General features: G+C 39.1%; 20 protein-coding genes. 17 read left to right on the plus strand and 3 right to left on the minus strand.

Annotation, left to right across the window (positions count from 1 at the left end):
- Positions 1-3: 3 nt before the first annotated feature.
- The 14 genes from HMPREF3129_RS16210 (at position 4) to HMPREF3129_RS16270 (ending at position 16,940) form a co-directional block, all read left to right on the plus strand.
- Entirely contained in the window at positions 4-1,431 is a 1,428-nt protein-coding gene (locus HMPREF3129_RS16210; protein WP_036919032.1) for a 5-methylcytosine restriction system specificity protein McrC, read from the plus strand.
- 63 nt (positions 1,432-1,494) lie between these two features.
- Entirely contained in the window at positions 1,495-1,644 is a 150-nt protein-coding gene (locus HMPREF3129_RS19180; RefSeq protein ID WP_004245648.1) for a hypothetical protein, read from the plus strand.
- Positions 1,645-1,704: 60 nt separating this feature from the next.
- A complete protein-coding gene (locus HMPREF3129_RS19185; protein WP_427910263.1) occupies positions 1,705-1,911 on the plus strand; it encodes a LexA family protein in 207 nt (68 codons plus the stop codon).
- Between the two features lie 279 nt (positions 1,912-2,190).
- Positions 2,191-3,780, plus strand: coding sequence for a peptide chain release factor 3 (gene prfC / locus HMPREF3129_RS16220; protein ID WP_036919029.1), 1,590 nt, complete (start codon positions 2,191-2,193; stop codon positions 3,778-3,780).
- Positions 3,781-4,188: 408 nt separating this feature from the next.
- Positions 4,189-4,536 (plus strand): BON domain-containing protein, encoded by a 348-nt coding sequence (locus HMPREF3129_RS16225; protein WP_036919027.1) that lies wholly within the window; start codon positions 4,189-4,191, stop codon positions 4,534-4,536.
- A 96-nt stretch (positions 4,537-4,632) separates the two neighbouring features.
- Positions 4,633-5,694: a patatin-like phospholipase family protein gene (locus tag HMPREF3129_RS16230; RefSeq protein WP_004245643.1), complete on the plus strand. Its 1,062-nt coding sequence runs from the start codon at positions 4,633-4,635 to the stop codon at positions 5,692-5,694.
- Positions 5,691-6,473, plus strand: a complete 783-nt coding sequence (locus HMPREF3129_RS16235; protein WP_004249416.1) for a metal-dependent hydrolase — start codon at positions 5,691-5,693, stop codon at positions 6,471-6,473. The genes HMPREF3129_RS16230 and HMPREF3129_RS16235 overlap by 4 nt, the downstream gene beginning before the upstream one ends.
- Positions 6,474-6,760: 287 nt before the next feature.
- Positions 6,761-8,062, plus strand: coding sequence for a NupC/NupG family nucleoside CNT transporter (locus HMPREF3129_RS16240; RefSeq protein WP_004250187.1), 1,302 nt, complete (start codon positions 6,761-6,763; stop codon positions 8,060-8,062).
- A gap of 523 nt (positions 8,063-8,585) precedes the next feature.
- The gene (gene deoC / locus HMPREF3129_RS16245; RefSeq protein WP_004249420.1) at positions 8,586-9,365 is read left to right on the plus strand and encodes a deoxyribose-phosphate aldolase; all 780 of its coding nucleotides are present in this window, start codon (positions 8,586-8,588) and stop codon (positions 9,363-9,365) included.
- Between the two features lie 69 nt (positions 9,366-9,434).
- The gene (deoA, locus tag HMPREF3129_RS16250; RefSeq protein WP_004245639.1) at positions 9,435-10,757 is read left to right on the plus strand and encodes a thymidine phosphorylase; all 1,323 of its coding nucleotides are present in this window, start codon (positions 9,435-9,437) and stop codon (positions 10,755-10,757) included.
- 66 nt (positions 10,758-10,823) lie between these two features.
- Positions 10,824-12,050: a phosphopentomutase gene (gene deoB, locus HMPREF3129_RS16255; protein WP_004245637.1), complete on the plus strand. Its 1,227-nt coding sequence runs from the start codon at positions 10,824-10,826 to the stop codon at positions 12,048-12,050.
- Between the two features lie 78 nt (positions 12,051-12,128).
- Positions 12,129-12,845 carry a purine-nucleoside phosphorylase gene (gene deoD, locus HMPREF3129_RS16260; RefSeq protein ID WP_004249423.1) on the plus strand — a complete coding sequence of 239 codons (717 nt, stop codon included), beginning with the start codon at positions 12,129-12,131 and terminating at the stop codon, positions 12,843-12,845.
- A gap of 244 nt (positions 12,846-13,089) precedes the next feature.
- Entirely contained in the window at positions 13,090-14,403 is a 1,314-nt protein-coding gene (locus HMPREF3129_RS16265; RefSeq protein WP_004249424.1) for a CitMHS family transporter, read from the plus strand.
- An 800-nt stretch (positions 14,404-15,203) separates the two neighbouring features.
- Complete coding sequence (locus HMPREF3129_RS16270) at positions 15,204-16,940, plus strand: pyridoxal phosphate-dependent decarboxylase family protein (protein ID WP_004249425.1); 1,737 nt, start codon at positions 15,204-15,206, stop codon at positions 16,938-16,940.
- Positions 16,941-17,026: 86 nt separating this feature from the next.
- Here the strand turns inward: HMPREF3129_RS16270 and HMPREF3129_RS16275 are convergent, their stop codons facing one another.
- The 3 genes from HMPREF3129_RS16275 to HMPREF3129_RS16285 all read right to left on the minus strand — a co-directional run bounded on the left by HMPREF3129_RS16275 (position 17,027) and on the right by HMPREF3129_RS16285 (position 20,365).
- Positions 17,027-17,293, minus strand: a complete 267-nt coding sequence (locus tag HMPREF3129_RS16275) for a DksA/TraR family C4-type zinc finger protein (protein WP_004249427.1) — start codon at positions 17,291-17,293, stop codon at positions 17,027-17,029.
- 220 nt (positions 17,294-17,513) lie between these two features.
- A complete protein-coding gene (gene pyk / locus HMPREF3129_RS16280; RefSeq protein ID WP_036919024.1) occupies positions 17,514-18,965 on the minus strand; it encodes a pyruvate kinase in 1,452 nt (483 codons plus the stop codon).
- 62 nt (positions 18,966-19,027) lie between these two features.
- Entirely contained in the window at positions 19,028-20,365 is a 1,338-nt protein-coding gene (locus HMPREF3129_RS16285) for an MFS transporter (protein WP_004245631.1), read from the minus strand.
- 312 nt (positions 20,366-20,677) lie between these two features.
- Here HMPREF3129_RS16285 and HMPREF3129_RS16290 point away from each other — a divergent pair, with 312 nt between their 5' ends.
- Genes HMPREF3129_RS16290 through HMPREF3129_RS16300 form a run of 3 tightly spaced genes read left to right on the plus strand, consistent with a single transcriptional unit; the run spans position 20,678 to position 25,652 of the window.
- Complete coding sequence (locus HMPREF3129_RS16290; protein WP_004245630.1) at positions 20,678-21,964, plus strand: ABC transporter substrate-binding protein; 1,287 nt, start codon at positions 20,678-20,680, stop codon at positions 21,962-21,964.
- A 57-nt stretch (positions 21,965-22,021) separates the two neighbouring features.
- Positions 22,022-24,397 carry an ATP-binding protein gene (locus HMPREF3129_RS16295; RefSeq protein ID WP_036919021.1) on the plus strand — a complete coding sequence of 792 codons (2,376 nt, stop codon included), beginning with the start codon at positions 22,022-22,024 and terminating at the stop codon, positions 24,395-24,397.
- The gene (locus HMPREF3129_RS16300; protein ID WP_017827552.1) at positions 24,375-25,652 is read left to right on the plus strand and encodes a sigma-54-dependent transcriptional regulator; all 1,278 of its coding nucleotides are present in this window, start codon (positions 24,375-24,377) and stop codon (positions 25,650-25,652) included. Before HMPREF3129_RS16295 ends, HMPREF3129_RS16300 begins: the two co-directional genes overlap by 23 nt.
- Positions 25,653-25,671 lie beyond the last annotated feature (19 nt).

The raw sequence follows: 25,671 nt of genomic DNA on the forward strand, positions 1-25,671 counted from the left end.
ACAGTGTGGCTTTTCGATATCATTAAGAACGGCACACTGGTCGATAACCAGTCCTATTTTGTCAGCGAAGGCATTTTGAAAAATAGACGTTTAGGAAAGTCGATAACCCTTAGAACCAAATCAAAAGGGCAGTGGACCTATCCTCATAACGACGAGTCTGCAATTTGGCACTTTTTGAATTCGGTATCTCGTGATGTCGAAAAAACGCTGAATGATAATATTTCCGATGCTTTAATACTCTTCAATGATGAAGATTACGAACACAATACAGATGGCGGTTTCATCGATGTCTCTGGTACGGATGCCAGAAATTTTAATCTCGACACGGGCAATTTAATCGGATTTGTTAAGCGAGGAGATTACTCTCTGAAGATCAGCTCACGTTTTGGTGATGCTTTCCTTCAATACATCATTGCAGATGCCGATGGATTTCTCGAATTAGAAAACATTGGAGGAGAAAGTCACACAGACGGTTACGAATGGCTTTTAGCATATCTATGGAACATTAAGTTTAAGAGAGCCTACCGCTTGGGCTTGCCAAAGACTTATATTACAAGAAATGATCGTATTTCCCGTGTAAGGGGAACTATAAATGCTACAGATTATTTCCAGAATAAATCATCTGGAAAATATTTATGCTCGTACCGAGAGCACAGCTACGATAGCCCTGCAACTTCACTTTTTATAAAAGCTTATGAAGCAGTTGCACATTACTCATTTTGTCACCAAACACGAAATATCTATAGTGCATTTCTGACTGCCAATCAGGGGATAAAAAGGTCACAGCAAGAAATTTTGAGGACTTCTCATTTCACCAATCCTTTCTACAATGATTATAACGTGCTCATTGACTTATCTAAGCAAGTTATTGGCCGGAAGGGCTCTGATTTTGATTCGCAGCAGGATTCGAGTGCTTTCTTTTTCGATATTTCGATGTTGTTTGAATATTTCATTCGTAAGCTCATCAAGCGAGATGGGTTACGCCTGCTAGGTAAGTTCGAGCTATGTCAGGAAATAGCATCTGGTGCGCTCAGCGGTTATATGAGAAAACTTGAACCTGATCTTGTTATAGAAATCGATGAGAGATTATTCGTATTTGATGTGAAGTATAAAGCATTTGATTCACAATTTGGGGTGAAGCGTGAAGATCTTTTTCAGCTACATACTTACATAGGGCAGTATGGAAATATTGCCGCAATCAAGGGGTGTGGATTTATTTACCCTATATCAGAAGAACGATGGGCTTCACTTAACCTTGAAAAAACACAGGGGGTGATTTCAGATATTATTCACCAGCAAGGGCAAGAGATACCGTTCCATGTGCTTTTTCTAAAAATCCCTGAAGATACTTATATTGATTTTAATAGGAAAATGAAAGAGCAGTGTAGTATTTTCATTGATGCCCTTTATTCTAAGGTTCTTAATCAGTGACGTTTTTTTGTGGAAAAAGTCCATTGATCAACGAAATGTCATTGCTTTGACGTCGAGATTGACTTGGGAGTCGGTAATGTAGAAGTCGTGCCTGATATCAAGGGAAGAATTCCTCTCATTAACTGGGTTCAGGCCGGTGATTGGACTGAAATAGCGAAGGAATTTGCCTATGAAGATGCTGAAGAGTGGCGTGAAGTCACAGGGAAAGCATAAGGGTGGTTTCGCACTTCGCGTAAAAGGCGACAGTATGGAAAATCCAAGCGGAAAAAAATCATACCCGAGGGGGCTGTGATCGTTGTTGATCCTGAGTTATCTTATTCTTCAGATTTATTGGTTGTTGCGCGTTTGGATGATTCGAAAGAAGCAACCTTTAAGCAGTTAGTCATTGACGATGAACAGAAATACCTAAAGCCTCTGGACTCCCAATATTCAGCAACAGCGATCAACGACAACGGCACCATCATTGGTGTAGCACGATAGGCTATTATCGATTTTTTGTAGCAAAGAAATTTGTGGTCTAGCCTCGGTTGTTCATCAGCTAAAAAAACAACGATTGCAAACAACGACAACAGAGCATTGGCACAATGCTGAGAATAAATAGATAACCATTGATTGTTTATAAAGCCAAGATAGGCGAAAATAAGCGCCAACTAAGATTAACTTACGGGTGAATGTGCTTTATAGTCACTTTAATAAGTCGTTATAGAAATATCTCAGTGCAGTGCATTCACTTGTTTATCAACTAGAAGATCACTATTGATGTCTAATCCTATTTTTCAGCAAGAAGTTGCTCGCCGTAGAACTTTTGCCATTATTTCCCACCCCGATGCGGGTAAAACAACCATCACTGAAAAAGTGTTGTTATTCGGACAAGCTATCCAACGTGCAGGAACAGTAAAAGGGCGTGGCTCAAATCAGCATGCTAAATCAGACTGGATGGAAATGGAAAAACAACGTGGTATCTCCATTACCACTTCTGTTATGCAGTTTCCTTACGCTGATTGTCTAGTTAACTTACTTGATACCCCAGGGCACGAAGACTTCTCTGAAGATACTTATCGTACTTTAACTGCCGTTGACTGTTGTTTAATGGTCATTGACTCTTCAAAAGGGGTCGAAGATCGTACCCGTAAATTAATGGAAGTGACTCGATTACGTGATACGCCAATTTTGACCTTTATGAATAAATTGGATCGTGATATTCGTGATCCGATGGAATTAATGGACGAAGTTGAAACTGAGCTAAAAATTGCCTGTAGTCCTGTTACTTGGCCGATTGGCTGTGGAAAACTGTTTAAAGGGGTTTACCATATCTTAAGAGATGAAACCTATCTTTATCAAACAGGCCAAGGTCATACTATCCAAAACTCACGAGTAATCAAAGGGTTGGATAATCCTGAGTTAGATGAAGCGATTGGTGATGATTTAGCCGTTCAATTACGTGATGAGCTAGAGTTGGTGTTAGGTGCATCACATGAGTTTGATCATGAAGCTTTCTTAGCGGGTGAATTGACTCCGGTTTTCTTTGGTACCGCATTAGGTAACTTTGGTGTTAATCACATGCTTGATGGTTTGGTGAAGTGGGCGCCAGCGCCAATGCCTCGTCAAACTGATATGCGAGAAGTGACAGCGGCTGAAGAGACATTCACGGGTTTTGTCTTTAAAATTCAAGCTAATATGGATCCCAAACACCGCGACCGTGTTGCTTTTTTACGGGTGGTGTCAGGCATGTATGATAAAGGGATGAAACTGCACCAAGTACGCACGAAAAAAGATGTGGTGATTTCAGATGCATTGACCTTTATGGCAGGGGATCGTTCTCATGTTGAGCATGCTTATCCTGGTGATATTATTGGCCTGCATAATCACGGTACCATTCAAATTGGTGATACTTTTACTCAAGGTGAAATGTTAAAATTCACCGGTATTCCTAACTTCGCTCCGGAATTATTCCGCCGTATTCGTCTGCGTGATCCGCTAAAACAAAAACAATTGTTAAAAGGTCTGGTGCAATTATCTGAAGAAGGTGCGGTACAGGTGTTTAGACCCCTAGCTAATAATGATTTAATTGTTGGCGCAGTTGGGGTGCTACAGTTTGATGTCGTGGTTGCACGCTTAAAAGGTGAGTATAGCGTTGAAGCCATTTATGAATCAGTGAATGTATCGACGGCTCGTTGGGTTGAATGTAGTAACGAAAAGAAACTCGAAGAATTTAAGCGTAAAAATGAGCAACATCTGGCATTAGATGGTGGTGATAACTTAACTTATATTGCACCAACGATGGTTAACTTAAATTTAACCCGTGAACGCTATCCTGATATTGAGTTCCATCAAACGCGTGAACACTAATTTTCTGTTATAAATCATATAAAAAGCCATATTTTTTATGGCTTTTTTCACAATGATGTATTGTAAAATCAACTCCAGTATCTGTTTAGGTTTACTCAATAATCTTATCTATACTATTTATATTCCGTCGATATTCTAATAAAAACTACCCTTTAATCAGCTATTACTCTTTCTATTCTCTGCTATCCTAATAATGATATTTTTATACTCATTGTATAAATAAAATAAAAACTTTTTACATATAAATGGCTATTTTTTAGATTAAAATTACAAAAAGTTATCTTTATTTACTATTTATTACTTTATTTGCTACTCATAACTTAGTAGTGTAACTGAAGTACTTGTTAATAATTTGATAAAAAATACACACATTTCCTGTCATGATTAATTTATGAGCAGGGGGAAGCAATGAATCAACAAAAAATAAAATTAGTATTAGCGCTCGTCACGGGTATGACAGTGACAATGATAAGTACAGCAACTATTGCGGAGACATCGTGGTATAACGAAATTGATAAAACTACCAGTAATGTTAACAATGAATTAAGCGATACGGCAATATCGAAAAAAATCGAAGAAACACTATTACCTAACCCCTCCATTGACAGTGGATCACTTTCAATTCGTACTGAATTTGGTCATGTCACAGTTGCCGGCTTTGTTAAAAATGCAGATCAGGAAAAACAAATCATTCAGATCATTGAAAAAATTGATGGTGTAAAAAGCGTTGAATCATCAGTGAATATTCAAGGCTAACTTAATAGCGACTTAATTTATTTTAATTAGTGATTAAAAAGAATGACCTTGAAAACAGGTGCGAGTATCCTTATAAGGTTGTATTAAGGAGACTCTATGGGGAAGTATATACCGGTTACATTAAATAATATTACTGCACTTGAATTTCAATCATCCTTACCACAAGGCAAAGTTGCATTAGTTTGCGAAGGCGGTGGACAGCGAGGCATCTTTACTGCCGGTGTTCTTGATGAATTTATGCGCTCTCAATTTGATCCTTTTGATCTACTCCTAGGGGTATCCGCGGGGGCGCAAAACTTATCTGCTTTTGCTTGTGGACAAAGGGGGTACGCCCGCAGAGTCATTAACCGTTATACCACCAATAACCAATTCTTTAATCCGATTCGTTTTGTTCGTGGGGGAAATTTACTCGATCTTGATTGGTATATAGAAACCACTTCGAAAGAAATGCCTTTAAATATGCCTAAAGCATTACGTCGTTTCGATAGTGGTCGCGAGTTTTATATGGTGGCAAGTCGCTCCGACAATTTTAAGGCAAATTATTTTCAACCAGAAAAAAGCACATGGCTTGATATTGTGAAAGCCTCCAGTGCGATCCCCGCGTTTTATCGCAATGGTGTTTTATTTCAAGATGTTGTTTACCATGATGGCGGTATTAGTGATGCGATCCCGGTAAAAGAGGCTTATCGTCGTGGTTGTCGTACAATTGTCGTTATACGAACCGTACCGTCTGAATATCAATATACCACCGAGTGGGTGGATAAAATGGGAAAATGGTTTGAGAATGGCCGTTTTCAACGCTTTCTCAATATGGCTCAAGTCCATATTGAAACTTATACTGACACACTAAGATTTATCCAATCTCCACCTGAAGATGCCGTTATCATTGAAATATATCCACCAACAACACTACAATCTAGTGCATTAGGAAGCCGTTTAAGTGCATTAAATCATGATTATCATGTTGGTAGACGCTGTGGGCGCTATTTTCTAGCCACTATTGGTCAACACTTCTCTAAGAAAAAATTTCAGCAACACGATAAAAAAATATTTAGCCTATTTGAAAATGAAGCAAAAGCAGATAAAGCGGAAGATGCCGAAATCATTCAAAAAGGAACTCGGAGTGTGCACCCTGAAGTAAGGAGTGTTCAAGAATGAGTCGATTTATTGATACGCATTGTCATTTTGATTTTCCCGTCTTTTATCACGACCTTGAGAATAGCCTTGCTTTAGCACAACAGGCTCAGGTAAAAAAAATTATTATTCCTGCGGTTGCTCAGTGGAATTGGGACGCGGTAACGGAATTGTCTCGTTATAACAATGCACTATATTGTGCACTAGGTTTGCATCCTTTATATATTGAAGCGCATACAGAGCAGCACTTGATTGAACTTAAAACACGCCTAAAAACGACGCCACGTTGTGTTGCAATGGGGGAGATGGGTTTGGATAACTATATGACAAATCCACATCCGGAAAAACAGCAACAATTTTTAATAGCACAACTTAAATTGGCGATAGAATTTGATTTACCAGTGATCCTTCATTCACGTAAAACTCATGATAACCTAAGTGCTATTTTGCGCCGTTATTCAGTTCCTCGTAAAGGTGTGATCCATGGTTTTTCCGGCAGTCTGCAACAAGCAGAACGTTTTGTTCAACAAGGCTATTTCATTGGGGTAGGGGGCACTATCACTTATCCACGTGCACAAAAAACACGTCGTGCAATTGCCTCTCTACCCTTAGAGCGCTTGTTATTAGAAACGGATGCGCCTGATATGCCTGTAAGTGGTTTTCAAGGCGAGCCTAACCGCCCTGAGCGAATTCTCGCTGTTTTTTCTTCTCTTTGTGAATTGCGTCAAGAGTCAGCAGAGGTTATTGCAAACCAACTTTACCTAAATAGTCTACAATTATTTCAGTTAACAGATGATGCCTAGTTTTAAGTAAATTAGTAATTATTCTGCCATTCGTATTACCGTTTTTTATTAAACTGCTAACCACTTTTCCAAATGAACTTTATCCATTAAGTGCGTTTTTTGCTTTTTAGTGTGATTTAGATCTCATTTGTGACTTTTATGTTACTTTTTTAAGATGCTAATTGTGATGGATATAGAGGGTTCTTTTCTGGGACTAGGTATAATTATCTGGCAAAAAAAGAGTCAATAAACTTAGTAACAAGCTTATTGATAATCCATTAAATTTTTATATGAACAGGGATCCTTCAATGCACCTCATTATGAGCTTGGTCGGAATGGCCACATTGATATTGATAGCCATTCTTTTCTCCAGCAACCGACGTGCAATAAAATTACGCACGGTCGGTGGCGCATTCCTTATTCAAATTGGTTTAGGCGCATTTGTACTTTATTCAGAAAGTGGCCGTAAAGTGTTATTGGCTATTTCTGATGCCGTTAAAAATGTCATCGATTATGGTGAAAACGGCATGAGCTTCCTTTTTGCTGGCTTAGTTTCCGACAAAATGTTTGAGCTATTTGGCAGCGGTGGCTTTGTTTTTGCTTTGCGTGTTTTACCTGTTATTGTGTTCTTCTCTTCATTGATAGCAGTACTTTATTACTTAGGTATCATGCAATTTGTCATTAAGATTTTAGGTGGCGGATTACAAAAAGTATTAGGCACTTCTCGTACTGAATCAATGTCTGCAACAGCCAATATCTTCGTTGGACAAACAGAAGCACCACTGGTGGTTCGCCCCTATATTGCTAGAATGACAACCTCAGAACTTTTTGCGGTGATGTGTGGTGGATTAGCATCAGTGGCAGGTTCGGTATTGGCAGGTTATGCAAGTATGGGTGTGCCATTGGAGTATTTGATCACCGCTTCATTTATGGCAGCACCCGGTGGTTTACTCTTCGCAAAACTCTTGGTTCCTGAAACAGAAACACCTGATGATCAAAAAGATGCTTTTGATAACTTAAGTGATGAAGAAAAACCCGCTAATATTATTGATGCTGCGGCATCAGGGGCTTCTTCAGGATTACAACTTGCGTTAAACGTAGGTGCAATGCTACTCGCTTTTGTCGCATTAATTGCCTTAATTAATGGTATTCTTGGCGGAATTGGTGGCTGGTTCGGTTATGAAGACTTCTCGCTAGAATTAATCTTAGGCTGGGTATTTGCACCAATCGCCTTCTTAATTGGTGTGCCTTGGAGTGAGGCAACCATTGCTGGCTCTTTTATTGGTCAAAAACTGGTGATCAACGAATTCTATGCTTACTCGGAGTTTAGTAAATATCTGCAAGATGAATCACAATTAGCAGCAGCGGGTTTAATGGCCTTGTCTGAACAAACAAAAGTGATTATCTCTTTTGCGCTGTGTGGATTTGCTAACCTTTCCTCTGTTGCGGTATTACTGGGTGGTTTAGGGGGAATGGCACCAAACCGTCGTAAAGATGTCGCACGCTTAGGTATGAAAGCCGTTTTAGCGGGTACACTCTCTAACTTAATGAGTGCAACCATCGCCGGCTTCTTTTTTGCATTAACCGCAATGGCTGTGGTTGCTGCTTAAATAAGAAAGTATTTACAGAGCAGATAGGTAATTGCTTATCTGCTCTTTTTGTTTGTTTTCTGTTGTAATGTTAACTACCTTTATATATATGTGAGTTACTTCGCAACTTGTAGAGAAGTTAGCCAATTAATGAGTCATTTCATTAAAAGTAAAAGTTTTTACGTTATAAAGACGACTTACTGACTTTATTCGAGTAACATTAAACCAGAAAATAAAATTTTTGTGATTCTAATCACAATTTAATGTCTTTAGTTGCAAGTTTCATTTTATTCTTGTGACAGAAAGCACATCTAATTGTTCTCTAGCGTGTTCAAATAAGATGTGCTGAAACTTCATGGAATGGCGAAAGCTCAATGACGGGTCGCCGAAGTGAGCATAGCGCGGTGAGAGGGAGCTCAGCTGTCGTTGTAGCACTTGTTACAACCACATCTTCAAGGAACCAAGTCCGCTCGCCAACAAAATTAATCGCTAACCTTAAAGCGTATGCCCATAGAGGGCTTGAGAAACATCGTTGGAGAGTTTTATGACAGATTTAACCGCTGCAGCGCGCCTTGCGCTGTCTTTGATGGATTTAACCACCTTAAATGATGACGACACTGATGAAAAAGTGACAAAACTATGTCATCAGGCGAAAAGCCCAGAAGGTAATACAGCCGCAATCTGTATCTACCCACGCTTTATTCCACTGGCTCGTAAAGTATTACGTGAACAGGGAACACCAGAAATTCGTATTGCAACCGTAACTAACTTCCCTCATGGTAATGATGATTTAGATATCGCATTAGCTGAAACTAATGCAGCATTAGCTTATGGTGCTGATGAGGTTGATGTTGTTTTTCCTTACCGCGCATTAATGGCAGGTAATGAACAAATCGGTTTTGATATCGTTAAAGCATGTAAAGACGCTTGCGCTAAAGCGGGTGCTTTACTGAAAGTTATTATTGAAACGGGTGAGTTGAAAGATGCTGCGCTCATTCGTAAAGCATCTGAAATCTCAATTAAAGCAGGTGCTGATTTTATCAAAACATCCACAGGTAAAGTGCCTGTTAATGCAACACTGGAAAGCGCTGAATTAATGCTTCAAGTGATCCACGATATGGGTGTTGGCAAAGAAGTTGGTTTTAAACCAGCGGGTGGGGTACGTACAGCTGAAGAAGCTGCGCAATACCTTGCATTAGCAAACCGTATTATGGGTGATAACTGGGTTGATGCTCGCCACTTCCGTTTTGGTGCATCAAGTCTGTTAGGTAATTTATTAGCCACACTCGGTCATGGCGAACAAAAATCGTCTAGTGGTTATTAATTCATTTATGAAGTATGCCTACCCTACAATGGGTGGGCGTTATCAATGCTATAATACCAGGAGGTTGCAGTGTTTCTTGCCCAAGAAATTATTCGTAAAAAGCGTGATGGTCATCCTTTAACTGAAGAAGAGATCCGTTTTTTCATTAATGGCGTCAGAGATAATACTGTTTCTGAAGGTCAAATTGCAGCACTTGCAATGACAATTTATTTTCATGATATGACCATGCCTGAACGTGTGGCTTTGACATTAGCCATGCGTGATTCCGGTACTGTACTAAACTGGAAGAGTCTAAACTTAAATGGTCCTATTGTTGATAAACACTCAACAGGCGGTGTTGGCGATGTTACATCACTGATGTTAGGGCCAATGGTCGCTGCTTGTGGTGGTTATGTTCCGATGATTTCTGGTCGTGGATTAGGTCATACTGGTGGAACTCTTGATAAGCTTGAGGCTATTCCCGGCTTTGATATTTTCCCTGATGATGAAAAATTCCGCGATATTATTCGTCATGTTGGTGTAGCAATTATTGGGCAAACCAATTCATTAGCACCTGCTGATAAACGCTTTTACGCTACACGTGATATTACTGCTACCGTTGATTCAATCCCGCTTATCACTGCATCTATTTTAGGTAAAAAATTAGCTGAAGGTTTGGATGCATTAGTGATGGACGTTAAAGTTGGCTCAGGTGCCTTTATGCCAACATATCAGAAATCGGAAGAGCTAGCAGAATCAATTGTACAAGTAGCAAATGGCGCAGGATGCCAAACTACAGCACTACTGACTGATATGAATGAAGTATTAGCATCAAGTGCAGGTAATGCAGTGGAAGTCCGTGAAGCAGTACAATTCTTAACGGGTGAATACCGTAATCCACGCTTATTTGAAGTTACGATGGCACTGTGTGTAGAAATGTTAGTGTCAGGTCGTTTAGCTGACTCACGTCAACAAGCTCGCCAAAAACTGCAAGATGTGCTGGATAACGGTAAAGCAGCGGAAGTCTTTGCTCGTATGGTTGCAGCCCAAAATGGTCCTACAGATTTTGTTGAAAACTACAATAAATACCTGCCAACGGCGGTATTAAGTAAGCCTGTATTTGCTGAGAAAGCCGGTTTTGTCACAGAAATGGATACCCGTGCTTTAGGTATGTCAGTTGTGACTTTAGGCGGTGGTCGCCGTAAAGCAACTGATGCTATTGATTACAGTGTTGGATTAAGTGAAATCGCGGCACTAGGAACAGAAATCAATACAGATACACCACTCGCGATGATCCATGCCAATAGTGAAAAATCATGGCAAGAAGCTGCGGCAGAAGTCCGTAAAGCGATGGTAATTGGTGAGACAAAACGTGAAACGTCACCAATGGTGTATCGCCAAGTCAGCGAATAAGAACTCAATGATGATTTATAAGTGACATATCCGTGGTCTACGGAAAATGACACAGGAGAGAGAATTATGAAACGTGTACATATCATGGTATTAGATTCCTTTGGTATCGGTGCTGCTGGTGATGCGGAGAAATTCGGTGACCAAGGCGCAGACACTTTAGGACATATCGCACAAGCATTTGCAGAAGGTAAAGCGGATAAAGATGGTCGTAAAGGTCCTCTTCACCTACCTAATCTTTGTCGTTTAGGTTTAGGTAAAGCGGCTGAAGAATCAACAGGTAAATTCCCTGTTGGTTTAGACAAAGATGCGGAAATTATTGGTGCTTATGGCTACGCGAGTGAGATCTCTTCTGGTAAAGATACACCGTCAGGCCACTGGGAAATCGCGGGTGTCCCTGTATTATTTGATTGGGGATACTTTAAAGATTTGAAAAACTCTTTCCCTCAAGAGTTGCTAGACAACATTGTTAAACGTGCCAATTTGCCGGGTTATTTAGGTAACTGTCACGCTTCTGGTACGGTTATTCTGGATGAACTGGGTGAAGAGCATATGAAAACTGGGAAACCTATTTTCTATACTTCTGCTGACTCCGTTTTCCAAATTGCTTGTCATGAAGAGACCTTCGGTTTAGATAAATTATATGAGCTATGTGAAATTGCTCGTGATGAACTAAACAAAGGTGATTACAACATCGGTCGTGTCATTGCTCGTCCATTTATTGGCGACAAACCAGGTAATTTCTCACGTACAGGTAATCGTCATGATTTAGCTGTTGAGCCACCAGCACCAACTATGTTGAAAAAACTGGTTGATGAAAAACAAGGCCACGTTGTCTCTATCGGTAAAATTGCTGATATCTATGCAAATGTAGGTATTACTAAGAAAGTGAAAGCAACAGGTATTGATGCTCTGTTCGATGCAACGATTGAAGAGATGAAATTAGCAGGTGATAACACTATCGTTTTCACTAACTTTGTTGATTTCGACTCATCTTATGGTCACCGTCGTGATGTTGTCGGTTATGGTGAAGCACTCGAATTATTCGACCGTCGCTTACCTGAGCTGATGGAATTAGTGAAAGAAGATGATATTTTGATCTTAACCGCAGACCATGGTTGTGACCCAACTTGGCAAGGTTCAGATCACACCCGTGAACACATTCCGGTTCTGGTTTATGGGCCAAAAGTTAAACCAGGTTCATTAGGTCACCGTGAAACTTTTGCTGATATCGGACAAACTGTTGTGAAATACTTCGGTTTATCACCAGTAGAATACGGTAAAGCAATGTTTTAATTTTACTTCGGTAGGCATAGCAATATGTCTACCGAATTATATTTGAATAGTGAAAGATCAATATTAAAAGGAAGAATTATGGCTACCCCTCATATTAACGCAGAAATGGGCGATTTTGCTGATGTCGTTTTAATGCCGGGCGACCCGCTTCGTGCTAAATACATTGCTGAAACTTTTTTACAAGACGTACGTCAAGTAAATAATGTTCGTGGCATGTTAGGTTTTACTGGTACGTATAAAGGCCGTAAAATTTCTGTAATGGGCCACGGTATGGGTATTCCTTCCTGCTCAATTTATGCTAAAGAGCTAATTACTGATTTTGGTGTAAAAGTGATTATTCGCGTGGGTTCATGTGGTGCGGTATTACCAGATGTTGAATTACGTGATGTTGTGATCGGTATGGGAGCATGTACAGATTCTAAAGTTAACCGCTTACGCTTTAAAGACCAAGATTTTGCGGCTATTGCTGATTTTGAATTAGTACAAAATGCTGTCTCTGCTGCGAAAGCAAAAGATATTAAAGTTCGTGTGGGTAATATTTTCTCAGCGGATCTTTTCTACTCGCCTGATCCAGAAATGTTTGATGTGATGGAAAAATACGGCATCTTAGGTGTTGAAATGGAAGCAGCAGGTATTTATGGTGTAGCTGCGGAATATGGTGCACGTGCCCTGACAATTTGTACTGTTTCTGATCACATTAAGAAAGGTACACAAACAACCTCAGAAGAGCGCCAAACTACCTTTAATGAAATGATTGAAATTGCATTAGAATCTGTTCTGTTATTAGAAGACTAATTGATACATTTCGTTGCTTAAATTGAATTGAAACCCAATGTTGCATTGGGTTTTTTTATGTCTATTTTTCTTTTTATTCATTTGATTTTTAACTTTATTTAATATAATTAGGATTTTTACTAAGTATATTTATATAGAAAATAATCGGTGATTAACTTCACATCATTGAAACTGTTTTTACATGAGTGGTTAGCATTTTTGTAACATAAAGTGCAAATATAATAACGACTACAAGGATCCTCATGTGCTAACGATTATCGGATTACTCATTATTATTTCTATTGTGACATTACTAATGATGGGGAAAACAAGCCCAATTATTGCAATGTCGGTCATACCATTAATTGGTGCGCTTGTCGCAGGTTATTCATTTACTGAAATATCTACTTTTTTTGAATTAGGTATTAAAAAGGTGAGTAGTGTCGCAACGATGTTTTTATTTGCGATACTTTTTTTTAGCATAATGAAAGATCTGCATATTTTTAACCCTCTGATCCGTATGATGATCAGTATCACCCGTGGCAATGTCATTATAGTGTGTATTGTCACAGCGTTAGTCGCGGCTGTTGTACATTTAGATGGTTCGGGTGCGGCGACATTCTTAATTATTATTCCTGCTTTTTTACCGCTATATCGCCGTTTAGGTATGAGCCCTTATCTTATGTTGCTAATTATGTGCACCAGTATGGGGGTGATGAATATGGTACCTTGGGGAGGGCCTTTAGGTAGAGCCTCGGCTGTAACCGGTATTTCGGCTGCGGAATTGTGGCAAAAGATCATCCCAGTACAGATAATTGGTATTTTTGGCTCGATGCTTTTTGCCGCGGTTATGGGGGTGCGAGAAACCAAACGTATTGCTAAAGCAAAACTAAAAGGGACTACGCCTTATGAGCAAGATTCTTTATTAAGACAATTTGATGAAGATCAGCCAGAAACAGGAACAGAAAAACCACAAAAATTTTGGATCAACCTTCTGTTAATTATCGGCTCAATTACGTGTTTAGCCTTAGGATTATTTTCGGCACCTTATATTTTTATGGTTGCATTATCAGCCGCTCTAGTGATCAACTATCCTAAGCCGAAAGATCAAATAGCGATAATTAATCATCATGCTCCTCAAGCACTCTCTATGGTAGCAATTATTTTAGCGGCAGGTGCTTTTTTAGGCATCATGTCTAATGGGAAAATGCTGGAAGCTATTGCCCTCGATTTAGCAGCAGTATTACCTTCTCATTGGGTCGATAATTTGCATATTGTTGTAGGTATATTAGGTGTTCCCATGGATATCTTTACCAGCACTGATGCTTATTATTTTGCGCTATTGCCTATTGTGCAGGAGGTCACTGCTAGTGGTGGTGTCCATGTTGCTGATGTTGTGTATGCTATGGCCATAGGTAATAATGCCGGAACCTTTGTAAGTCCATTCTCACCAGCCGCTTGGCTTGCTATGGGGCTTGCAGGCACTGATATGGGTAAACATTTACGTTACTCATTTGGTTGGATTTGGCTATTTAGCTTCTTTACCCTAGGTGTTGGCACATTATTGGGACTGTTTTAATTTTTGTACATTAAGGTCGAATTCTAATTAATAAAGCGGGAAGAAATACTGTTCCCGCTTTATGTATTAATCCCCATCTCAATTTGATTTTCCTACTCAATCTTCTATCAGCTATTTCAGCTGTATCATCATTATTATCAGTTTATTGGTAAAGTTCGTTATCATCGCTTACCAATACTATTTGCCCTAACAGTTTAATATATTAAGTTTTTAACTTATGCTAATTTTTTAATTATTTTTAGTATAAATAACTAATGTTATTGACTTGATTGTTTTTATTAAGCCTCTTTAGCATCATTAACTATTATTTTAATATTTAATGTCACGTAAAAGTTAAGTAAAAAATAAATTATCTATTAATAAAGCGTAATGTAGTTTTTTATTCTTATTTTGAGTATTGTAGTTACATTAAATGCAATTTTAATTGCATTAATTTCATTAAAAATAGATTAATTAATTTAATTAAATATCTATTCTAATAATTTCAATAAGTTATTTGGTTTTAATATTTTTTCATTATATATCAAATTATTACAGTTAATTCCGGCGATAATGCTAATAGTGAGACTATTTTTATTGTGATGTCAGTCACATAAAAGCAAGGGTAGGAGTGCAATGACTGTCAATATAGCTTGCCATTTATCCCTATCTTATTGATATATTTTAAATAAAATAAATTATTAGTTAACTATTTAAATAACAACTGTTATATATAGATCACTAACTATTTTAATAAGAAAATGTATAGTATTGCTATTCAGTTTATTTAAGCTATTGTCGGTTTTTATTTGGAGAATATAGTGAAAAGTCAAGATTTGTTGGGTTTATCTTCTGCTAACATTCTAAATGCTGAATTTGAGAAGAAGTACCGTGATGTTATTGCTCACTTTTTCAGCCGTGATCCGCAGTATTGGCCGATATTTCAGGATAAAACCATTCAGTCTATTACACAGTTTAGAAAGACCATGACGAATGATAAGGATCAATTACAGCGTTATGAGAATGGGCAGGCGTTATTTGACCGTTTAATGGCTGATGGGCAGATCCAGCAACATATTAATTACCCAGAGAATGATCCTAACGAGTTACTCATGTTAGTGTCGACGTTATGCAAAAACTGGGAAAATCCATTAGCGGTTGAAAATGTCATTGCGATGCCAAGCGATCCGGGTGTTTATGGCTCAATATTAGGATTAATGGGCAATCCTAATATGGTTTATTGTGAATACTCAGGTGTTGCTGACGTTTTAGAAAAAGTCACCATTAAAAAAGTAGCTAAATTAGTAGGGTACGATCCCGAAGTTGCCTCTGGGGTTTTCACCCAGGGTGGCACCATGTGTAACTTATATGGTTATCTATTTGGTTTACGTAAATCAATGCCTAATTCTAAACATTTAGGCATGGCAGCCGATCAGGATTATCGTATTATTAACTCTCAAGGGGGTCATTATTCTAATATGACCAACTTGGCGCTATTAGGGGTTGATGTTAATAACAAGACTATCCGCATTAAGGTGTCCGAAGATAATACGATTAATTTAGAACACTTAGAGCGTGAATTAAGAGCTTGTTTTACTGTTAAGTGTAAAGTACCAACTATTATGCTGACGACAGGGACGACGGACACCTTTGGCGTTGATGATGTTAAAGGCGTTTGCGAATTAAGAGATCGTCTGTGTGAAGAATTTGAAATCGCGGTTAAACCACATATTCACGTCGATGCAGCAGTAGGTTGGCCAATTATTTTCTTCTTAGATTATGATTTTAATAGCAACCCTCTGGCTATCAACGATATTACTTTAGATGGTTTACGCCAAAATGTGGCGAAATTTAAACATCTAAAATATGCTGATTCAATTACTATCGATTTCCATAAGTGGGGATATGTACCTTATACCTCAAGTTTAGTGTTAGTGAAAAATGGCAATGACTTTGTTGCCCTTGAAAATGATCCGGAAAACTTCACTTACTTTGAACATGAATTAGAAGGTCAAACCCATTTACAATCAACTATTGAATGTACACGTAGTGGGGTTGGTATTTTTGGTGCTTATTCTGCGATGCATTATATGGGGATTGAAGGCTATCAAACCATCATTGCCCATTGCCTACAAAACGCGAACTATATGCGCCATCAATTACTTGCTATGGGGAATGCCAAAGTCATAGTGCCTCAAAACCAAGGCCCAAGCGTTGGGTTTAAATTATATGATCCAAACTTAGTCTCTGATCCTAATGTTGCCTTTGATCTAGAATCAACCTGTGCGACAGATAAAGAAGCCTATGACTTTATGGTTCATAATGCACAATGGCATAGAAAATTATTTTTACAACGGGGTAAAAAGGGATTATTTACCAACTGGGTTGACTCTATTGCTTGCTCTAAGTATGCAAAAAATAATCGCTATGTTTATATTCCGGGTGAAAAAGCTGTTTTTATGAACCCGAATACGGAACGTTCCCATATTGATAATTTCTTAAAGATAATTACTGAAATGAGCCATAGTTTAAGTGCTAAGAAAGTTAGCAAGATTTAACTCGTGAGTTGATTGAATAAAATAAACTGTACCTTGATTGAGTAAGCTTACATAAGGTACAGTTTTTTGTATAAGAAGTGTGCTCATTATCTGAGTTGGCTATCTTTACTACCACGGCGATTATAGCCACTAAAGGTATTATATTTTTTATCTATCGCTTCTTGGCAGTTAATACAATAGCGAACCCCTCGAATCGCTTTTTGCCGAGCTAATGGAATTGCTTCACCACACTCATCACAAAACTCAGCACTTTCTCCCTGAGTCATTTGGTTACGCGCTCTTGCAATGGCATCATCAATAGTGGCATCAATTTGTTCTTGAACAGCACTATCATTTGCCCATCCACTTGCCATCATATTCTCCTATTAATACAGTGAATATAGGAATTAATATTGGGATGCTGTCGAAAAAAACAACAGCTAGGAGCACTATTTTTTAATAGATAATGATGGTTAGGTGCATTAAAAAGAAAAATAGCCACGTTCCATGTGGCTAAAATAATTGGCTATACTGTTTTTCTTGTTATTGGCCTCTTCAGGTTGCCTCTCTCATAAGCTATTTGATAACAGACAATTAAGTTAAAGCTGTTGTAACTTGTTTTACCGGAACCAGATGACAACAGTCACTTTCACCGGTTTTTTCAAAGGTCGATAAACGGGTGATTAAGAGTGAGTGAATATCTGTTAATAATCCTTCTGTTTGCAGTTTTTGCATGATGTTTTCATCACCATCATTATTATTTTGACGTTGATAAGTGACAGGCGTTACACCACGTAATACAGTCAACTGACCAGCAAGTGCGGGGTTATCTGTTAATGCATAAATATTGTTATTTGGCATAAAGCGCGATAGAAGCGTGACTGATTGACCATTGTCAGTTAAAGCAGCAACGCTCAGATGTTTATCATTATGAAAAGCTGCTGTGGTCGCCGCTAAAGCAATCCAACGGCCTGTTTGTGAATAGTAAGAAGGGGATTGCCATGGGTTTTCGGCATTGGCGGCAAAAGAGCGCTCTGCACCTTCTGCAACACGAGCCATTGCACGAACGGCTTCTTCAGGATATTTACCTGCAGCTGTTTCTGCAGAAAGCATCACCGCATCTGTGCCATCACCTACTGCATTAGCGATATCCATCACCTCCGCACGGGTAGGCATTGGATTTTCAATCATGGACTCCATCATTTGGGTGGCTGTAATAACTGGGCAACCTAGAGCACGACAACGAGCAATTAACTGTTTTTGTGCACCAGGAAGACTGGCATCGCCAATTTCAACCGCTAAGTCCCCTCGCGCTACCATAATGACATCCGATGCTTGAATAATGTCATCCATATTGGCTTGACATGAAACGACTTCTGCACGCTCTACTTTGGCAACAATTTTTGCCTGACTGCCAGCAGCAACAATTAAACGACGGGCATATTCAATATCTGCACCATTACGAGGGAAAGAAACGGCTATATAATCTGCTTGAATAGCGGCTGCTGTGTGTATGTCTTGCTTATCTTTGTCCGTTAAGGCTGGTGCGGATAAACCGCCGCCGAGTAAATTAATTCCCTTACGGTTAGATAATTTTCCACCGACAGTGACCACTGTCTCAATATTATTATTATTTACTGCACGGACTTTTAATTGGATATTACCGTCGTCAAGTAACAGAATATTCCCTGGTGTGACTTCTTGTACAAGTTGTGGGTAATCTAACCCCACTTGTTGTTCATCGCCTTGTGTGCTGTCTAAATCTGCATTGAGGATAAAACTATCCCCTTGTGTTAATTGAATAGCATTATTTTTAAAACTCGCTATACGGATCTTAGGGCCTTGCAGATCAGCTAAAATGCCGATAAATACACGATGTTTTTTTGCGACCTGACGGATAGTTGCGGCTGTGGACTGATGCTGTTCGCGAGTACCATGTGAAAAATTTAAACGAAATACATTAGCGCCAGCTAAAATCAGTTTTTCAATCATCTGTTCTGAGCAACTAGCAGGGCCAAGAGTCGCAACAATTTTTGTCTTACGCATAGTGACATTCTCTTTTTTAAAGAGGGATACTGAAAAGTATCCCTTGATAACAACTTAATTTATTAATCCATGGTGACTTTTTTCGCATTCCAGACCAGCGTAGCTAAGATCATGGACACGATGGCAGAACCAATCCAGAAATACTGTACCGTTGTGAAATCATAGTGAGTGATATCACCGACTTGCGTGACTTTGATCAGCGAGGCAGAAACAAGCTCTTGAGCAGATGCGGCAATATAAGCAAAAAGTCCGATAAAGCCTTTTACTGCACCTACTGCGTTTTTTGGCATCAGATCGCAAGCCGTTAAGCCCGCTAAGAACACCACCAGTCCGCCCATGGCAAAGCCAATCATACTTAATGCAATGGCATCCATAACACGGCTTTGTGGACCCCAGAACATGAGGGCGAAACCGGCAATATTGGCGATACCATAAATAAGAGTTGGGATATGACGATTAGCATTAAATAGTTTGTCAGATGCCATACCAGCTAAGATGGCACCAAAGAAGCCGGCAATAGGGTAAGTTGACATAGCAAAGCCAGCATCAATCAGTGAATAGCCTTTTGAGCCTTGCAGATAAAGCACCGCCCATGAACTGATTGCGTAGCGTGAAATATACATGGCAGCGCAAGCTGCAGCGATGATCCATACGGTAGGTTGTTTTAGGACAAATAATTGAGCACGGCGAGTTTCTTTTGGATCACTTGATTTAACGGCTTCTGACTCTTCACCATATGCACTGGCAGGATCAGGTAGACCATAAGTACGAGGACGATCTTTTAAGATCATCAGTAAGATGATACCTGCTGCAATACCTGCGATACCTGCACCGATAAAACCGGCACGCCAGCCAAAGAAACTCACTATGGTCGCAGTTAATATCCAAGTGATTGCTTCACCGATATTACGTGAGCCACCCCAGATAGAATAGACTGTACCGCGCTGTTTCGGAGAAAACCATTGGAAAATAGACACACAAGAAGGGGCAGATCCTACCGATTGGAACCAACCATTAATTCCCCACAATAAGATGAAGAATAGGCTCGCAGTCGACATTCCCATAAAGATACAAACAAAAGAGGACGCAATCAGCGAGATGGACATAAAGCGGCCAATATTGGCATAATCCGACAAGAAGCCATTGGAAAACTTACCAAAGGCATAGGTAAAGAAGAACGCCGACCCCATTAAACCCAGTTCTGCAGTGGTCACAATACCGGCATCTAGCATCGGCTTTTTAACGACACCAAGTGCCATACGTACCACATAGAACATGGCATAGCCTAGTACTAGCCCAAGAAAAACCTGCCACTGATATTTTTTATATATTGAGCGGATCTTTTCATTGGACGCTTCGATTAGCGGCAGATCCTTTCTGGTTTTAAAGAAACTTAACATAGAGATGACTCCGAATATTATTCATGCCTGAAGCTGATTTTGTTTTTCAGGGCAGATGCTATTCATTTAGGCCATCAGAGGGCAAAAGCGCTAATTTGAGTCAGAGCTGACACATTCTGCTGAATCGGTGAGTCAAATTTGTAACATTGCTATTAGGTGTTGGACTAAAAATGAGTGAATATATCGTCGTATCATCATCGAAAATGGGTCATTAAGGACTCATTCACTGAAAATAATAAATATTGCTAAATATCAGAAATTTGATGCTCAACACATTTTTAGGTTTATTCAACACAAAATCAGGGGTATGTCATGAGAATAAAAATAATCTTTAGCCTCATACTATTATTTAGTTGGCTGTTTATCACTCCAGCAAAAAGTGATGAGCAGCCATTGGTTATACTGACGACACTTTCAGATACACCTATGCGACCACTTACCGAAGCTTTTAGTGCTCGTTATCCTGAAACTAAGGTACAAGTGGTTTATCGGCGTGTTGCGATCGCTACACGGATGATGAAGCAGTATCCTACGCAACCTGTTGATATAGTGATGTCCTCTTCGGCTAATTTTTTTCATCATTTAGATAGAGAAGGACTACTCGCGCGCTTACCGATTAACTATGAAACACCAAAATGGCTAACTCGTCATAGTGATATCTTAAATGACAAAATAACCACGGTGGGTTATTCAGGTATTGGGATCATGAGTAACAGACAATACTTGCAAAAGTTAGGTATTCCGGCACCTAAAAGTTGGATTGATTTAAGTGATCCGATTTACCAAGGGCACTTAACTATGACGACACCAGCCAACTCTGGCACGATGCAACTGATGGTTGAAAATGTGCTGCAAGAGTATGGTTGGGAGCGCGGATGGCAAATTTTACTAGAAACCAGTGGTAACCTTTCTTCGATATCGGCACGTAGTTCACGAGTGAGTGACGCTATTGCCAGAGGTATTGTAGGGGCGGGGCCTATTATTGATAATTACGCTTTTAACCACCAAAAACGCTTTGATTTTGTTGATTTTAGTTATTTTGATAAATCAATTATTTTACCTGCTTATGTCGCTATTGTGGCTGAAAGCAGTAAAAGAGATACTGCGGCCAAATTTATCGCCTTTCTTTTATCGGATGAAGGACAAGAGATTATCTATAAAAGTGATATGGCGAAGATCCCCCTCAGCAAAGAAATTTTACGTAATAATGATGAGCTTGCTAATAATACTGAGTTTATTTTAAACAGTAATGAAGCTTATCGCCGTAGCGAAGTGGTCAATGTTCTTTTTGATCAAATGATCACCCATAATTTTCCATTAATGCGCCAAGTTTGGAATGAGATCCACGAGGCAGAAAAACAACAAAATCGATCACCAGAACGGATCGCAGCAACCAATCAAGCCCGAAAAATAGCCAGTTCAGTACTAATTAGCGAAAAAGAAGCTAATTCACCGACATTACAAGCCTTATTTATGAAAGAAGCCGATCAGCGGGAATATTCAGATCAAGCGTTAGCCGTATTGTACCAATGGCGTACATTAGAAGCGGAAAAACTTGAACAAGCATTAGTTTTATTGAAAGAAACTAAATCTCCCTAACCGCCTTGTGGTTCAGATATACAGTTGAAAATACTGTTTTTTTGAAAGGTATGATGGATGCAGATATTAATGCCTAAGCAATCGGGCAAACTCGGTAGACGCCTTTATTTGGCGTTTATCTTTAGTTCGTTACTCACTTTATTGATTGGTGGGGTGATATTTTTTATGTGGGGAAAATTAGCCACTCAAATCAATGCGTCTGTTGGTGACTCCTTACCTATGTTAACCACCAGCTATAATATGGAGCGTTACAGCACTAATTTACAGATGCTATTAAAAGAGCGTGAACAAACACAACGTAAATCAGTTTCAGAACAACAAAAACAGCAGATTTATCAACTATTAGATAATCTGCGCGAGTTTCCGATTGAGCAACAATCACAACGCACTTTTTATAATCAATTAGTGGATGACTTATCAAACTTAATTGAGCAGCAAGATATTTTATTAGATAAACGTCGTGAACTCGAAAATAGGTTAGCACAGCTTTTAGGTCAATTGGCTTGGATGCATGATGCGGTAGGTGAAGATATTAAGCCTCTACTTAATGAAATTGAGTGGCATGTCAGCCAAATGCTTAATGAAAAAAATGTACAGGAAAATAGCTTACAACTGCTTTTAGAATCAACGTTACTTCAAGAGTTATTCACTACAGAAAATGAATTAATTAGCTTAGTGGAAGAAATTGCACATCAACGCTATAGCCGTGATATTGATGTCGCATTTCACTATATAAGTGTCAAAATTGATGAAATTATCGTTTTAAATCAGAAATTAAAAAGCTATCCTTCTACCATTGCTCATCGCCAAGTATTGCAAGAAATTATTGCGATCACTCGTTTTGACGGTGATATCTATCAAACATTGATTGATGATGTCGAAACCGAAAAAAAACTTAAAGCACTTACCCCTAAATTAAATGAAAAATTATCTCAGTTTGATAATGCAGTAAGAAGTAATGTGCTTGCCACCAGTGAAGCATTGAATAAGCTCAATGATAATACGCGACAACTGATGGCAACGGGAAAAATTGTCATTATCTTAATTGTCGTTGCTTCACTATTGCTCAGCATTATTGTCATGAAAATCTTAATAGATAGGCGACTGATTGCTAGATTAAATAAGTTGAGTGATGATCTTGCCCATGTTGCTAAAGGTCATTTAACAGAGCCTGTATTAATTGAAGGGCAAGATGAAATTGGATTATTAAGTCGCCGTTTGCGACGCTTTTGGCGTCAAATGAAAGAAGTTGAAGCCACGAATGCCCTGAATTTGATTAATAATACCGATGCCAGTTTAATTACTTGTCATCATGATGGACGTATGGAAACCGTCAATCCCAGTGCTGCTACTTTATTAGGTATTGGTCATGAACAGAGCAATAAACCATTATGGTTATTATTTAGTGGTGAAGCCAATACGATATTAAGAGCGCAGTTTAGTCCCACAAGTCCGCTTTATTTGTTTGGGCAAAGTGAGTCTATTGTGAGCATGGTAAAACAAGGAAAGCCTCATTTTCTGCAATTTAATATTCGCGAATATCCTCATAAAGACGAGCATAAATATATTGTGACGATCACGGATATTACTCGCCAAGAATTAAGTCGATTAGAATTAAAACATCTTGTGGCATTAAAAACCCAAGATTTACAAGAAAAGAACCAACAATTAAATGAAGAGATTGTGCGTCGTGAACAAGCACAAAAACACTTAATTCAGACACAAGAAGAGTTAGTGCAAGCGGCCAAAATGGCAGTAGTAGGACAGGCAATGACCAGTCTTGCTCATGAATTAAATCAACCGCTTTCAGCCATTAATACCTACTTATATAGCGTTAAATTAACACTACAGATGGAGAAATATGACCAACTCCCTGATCCCATTGAGCGTATTGAAAAATTATGTGCTCGTATGAATAGGATCATTACAGCATTACGTAATTTTTCTAAAAAATCCTCATCTGAAGTCAGTTATGTTTCAGCGCCGTTACAGGGGCTGGTGGAAAGTGCCATGGTATTAGTGGAATCGCGCTCTAAACGAGAGCAGTGCACCATTATCAATAATATCCCCAGTGAACTGAATATTTGTGCCGATCCAACACAAATAGAGCAGGTCTTAGTTAACCTGTTTGTTAATGCAATGGATGCGGTCGCGGGAATGGGCGAAAGTCAGATCAGCGTCGACCTATTATCGGATGAAGCTAAATATCAACGAGTAGGCATTACCGATAGTGGCAAAGGATTTAATGCTGATGTTTTACCAAAATTATTCACCCCTTTTACCACCACCAAAGATGTTGGGCTAGGGTTAGGGCTATCGATTTGCCGTTCTATTATGCAACGGTTTGGTTATGAAATTTATTTAGCATCGGCATTAAATGGCGGTGCGATGGTTGTTTTGGAGTTTACTCATGACACAGTCACTGCTGTCTGATATTGATATACTATTAATTGATGATGATGAGGATATTCTCGAATCTTATCGTCATTTGCTTAATCTTGCCGGAATGGTTGCCAGAGTGACTGATTCGCCAGAAAAAGCATTGAGTCTGCTGACACCAGAATATGAAGGTGCGGTAGTGTTAGATATTTACATGCCTGCGATGAATGGCATGGAAGTCTTAGCGCGTATTCAACAAATTGATCCTCGTATTCCGGTGATTATGATCACCGGCCACGGTGATATACCCCTTGCTGTAGAGGCCGTTAAAAAAGGCGCTTATGATTTTATTGAAAAGCCCATTAATCCACCGCTATTTTTAGAGTTAGTTGCTAAAGCGCATAAAGAGCGAAAATCACTTCTTTCACTTAGAAAAACGATGATCACCACGACTCAAGAGCGTTTAGTTGGCGATAGTGCACAAATTACCGCCATTAGACAGCAAGTACAGCAAATTGCTGATATTGATAAAGACTTAATGATTGAAGGTGAGATGGGGACAGGGCGACATCTACTCGCTCAGTTATTACATGAATTAAGTCCTCACAGCGATAAAGCGGTGACTACGGTAGATTGTCAAAATTTAGTAGATATTAAGCCACTGATTGCTCAAATAGAGCAAGAGGAAGTCGGCACACTTATTTTACGCTCCCCTTATGATTTACCTTCTGGTGCACAACGTTGGTTAAGTGCTTACCTATTAGATATGGAAAGGCAGGGTAAGCGTCAATTTAGAACGATCGCGATTTTAGAAAATAATACCCAGCAATTGGTCACTGAAGGGCGATTGATACCTGAGTTCTATTACTACTTTTCGCAAATAACTTTTTCTTTGCCACCATTAAGCGCAAGACGCCCAGATATTATTCCTCTATTTAGAGCCTTTTTACGGCAAAGTGCTCAGCGGCTTGGGATCGCCGTACCAAAAATTGATCGTAATTATCTCGATATATTAAAACGTTATGATTGGCCTGGAAACATTCGTGAGCTACGGAATGTCGCTGAACTCTATGCTGTTGGTATTGTGAAAATGGTTGATAGTGAGCAACATCGTGCCATTATCCCCCCTGAAGGGCCTTTAGATAACTTAGTTGATGATTATGAGCGTCGCTTAATTGAAGATGCACTCTATTTATTTGCTGGCCGTGTGAGCGATGTGGCTGATTATTTAGGTATCCCACGTAAAAAACTCTATTTACGCATGAAAAAGCATGAACTGGATAAAGAGAGTTATAAACCTAAGGTTTGATAGTTATCAATAAGCGCCA

Source organism: Proteus sp. HMSC14B05, from assembly GCF_001808035.1.
GTDB classification, from domain to species: Bacteria; Pseudomonadota; Gammaproteobacteria; order Enterobacterales; family Enterobacteriaceae; genus Proteus; species Proteus mirabilis.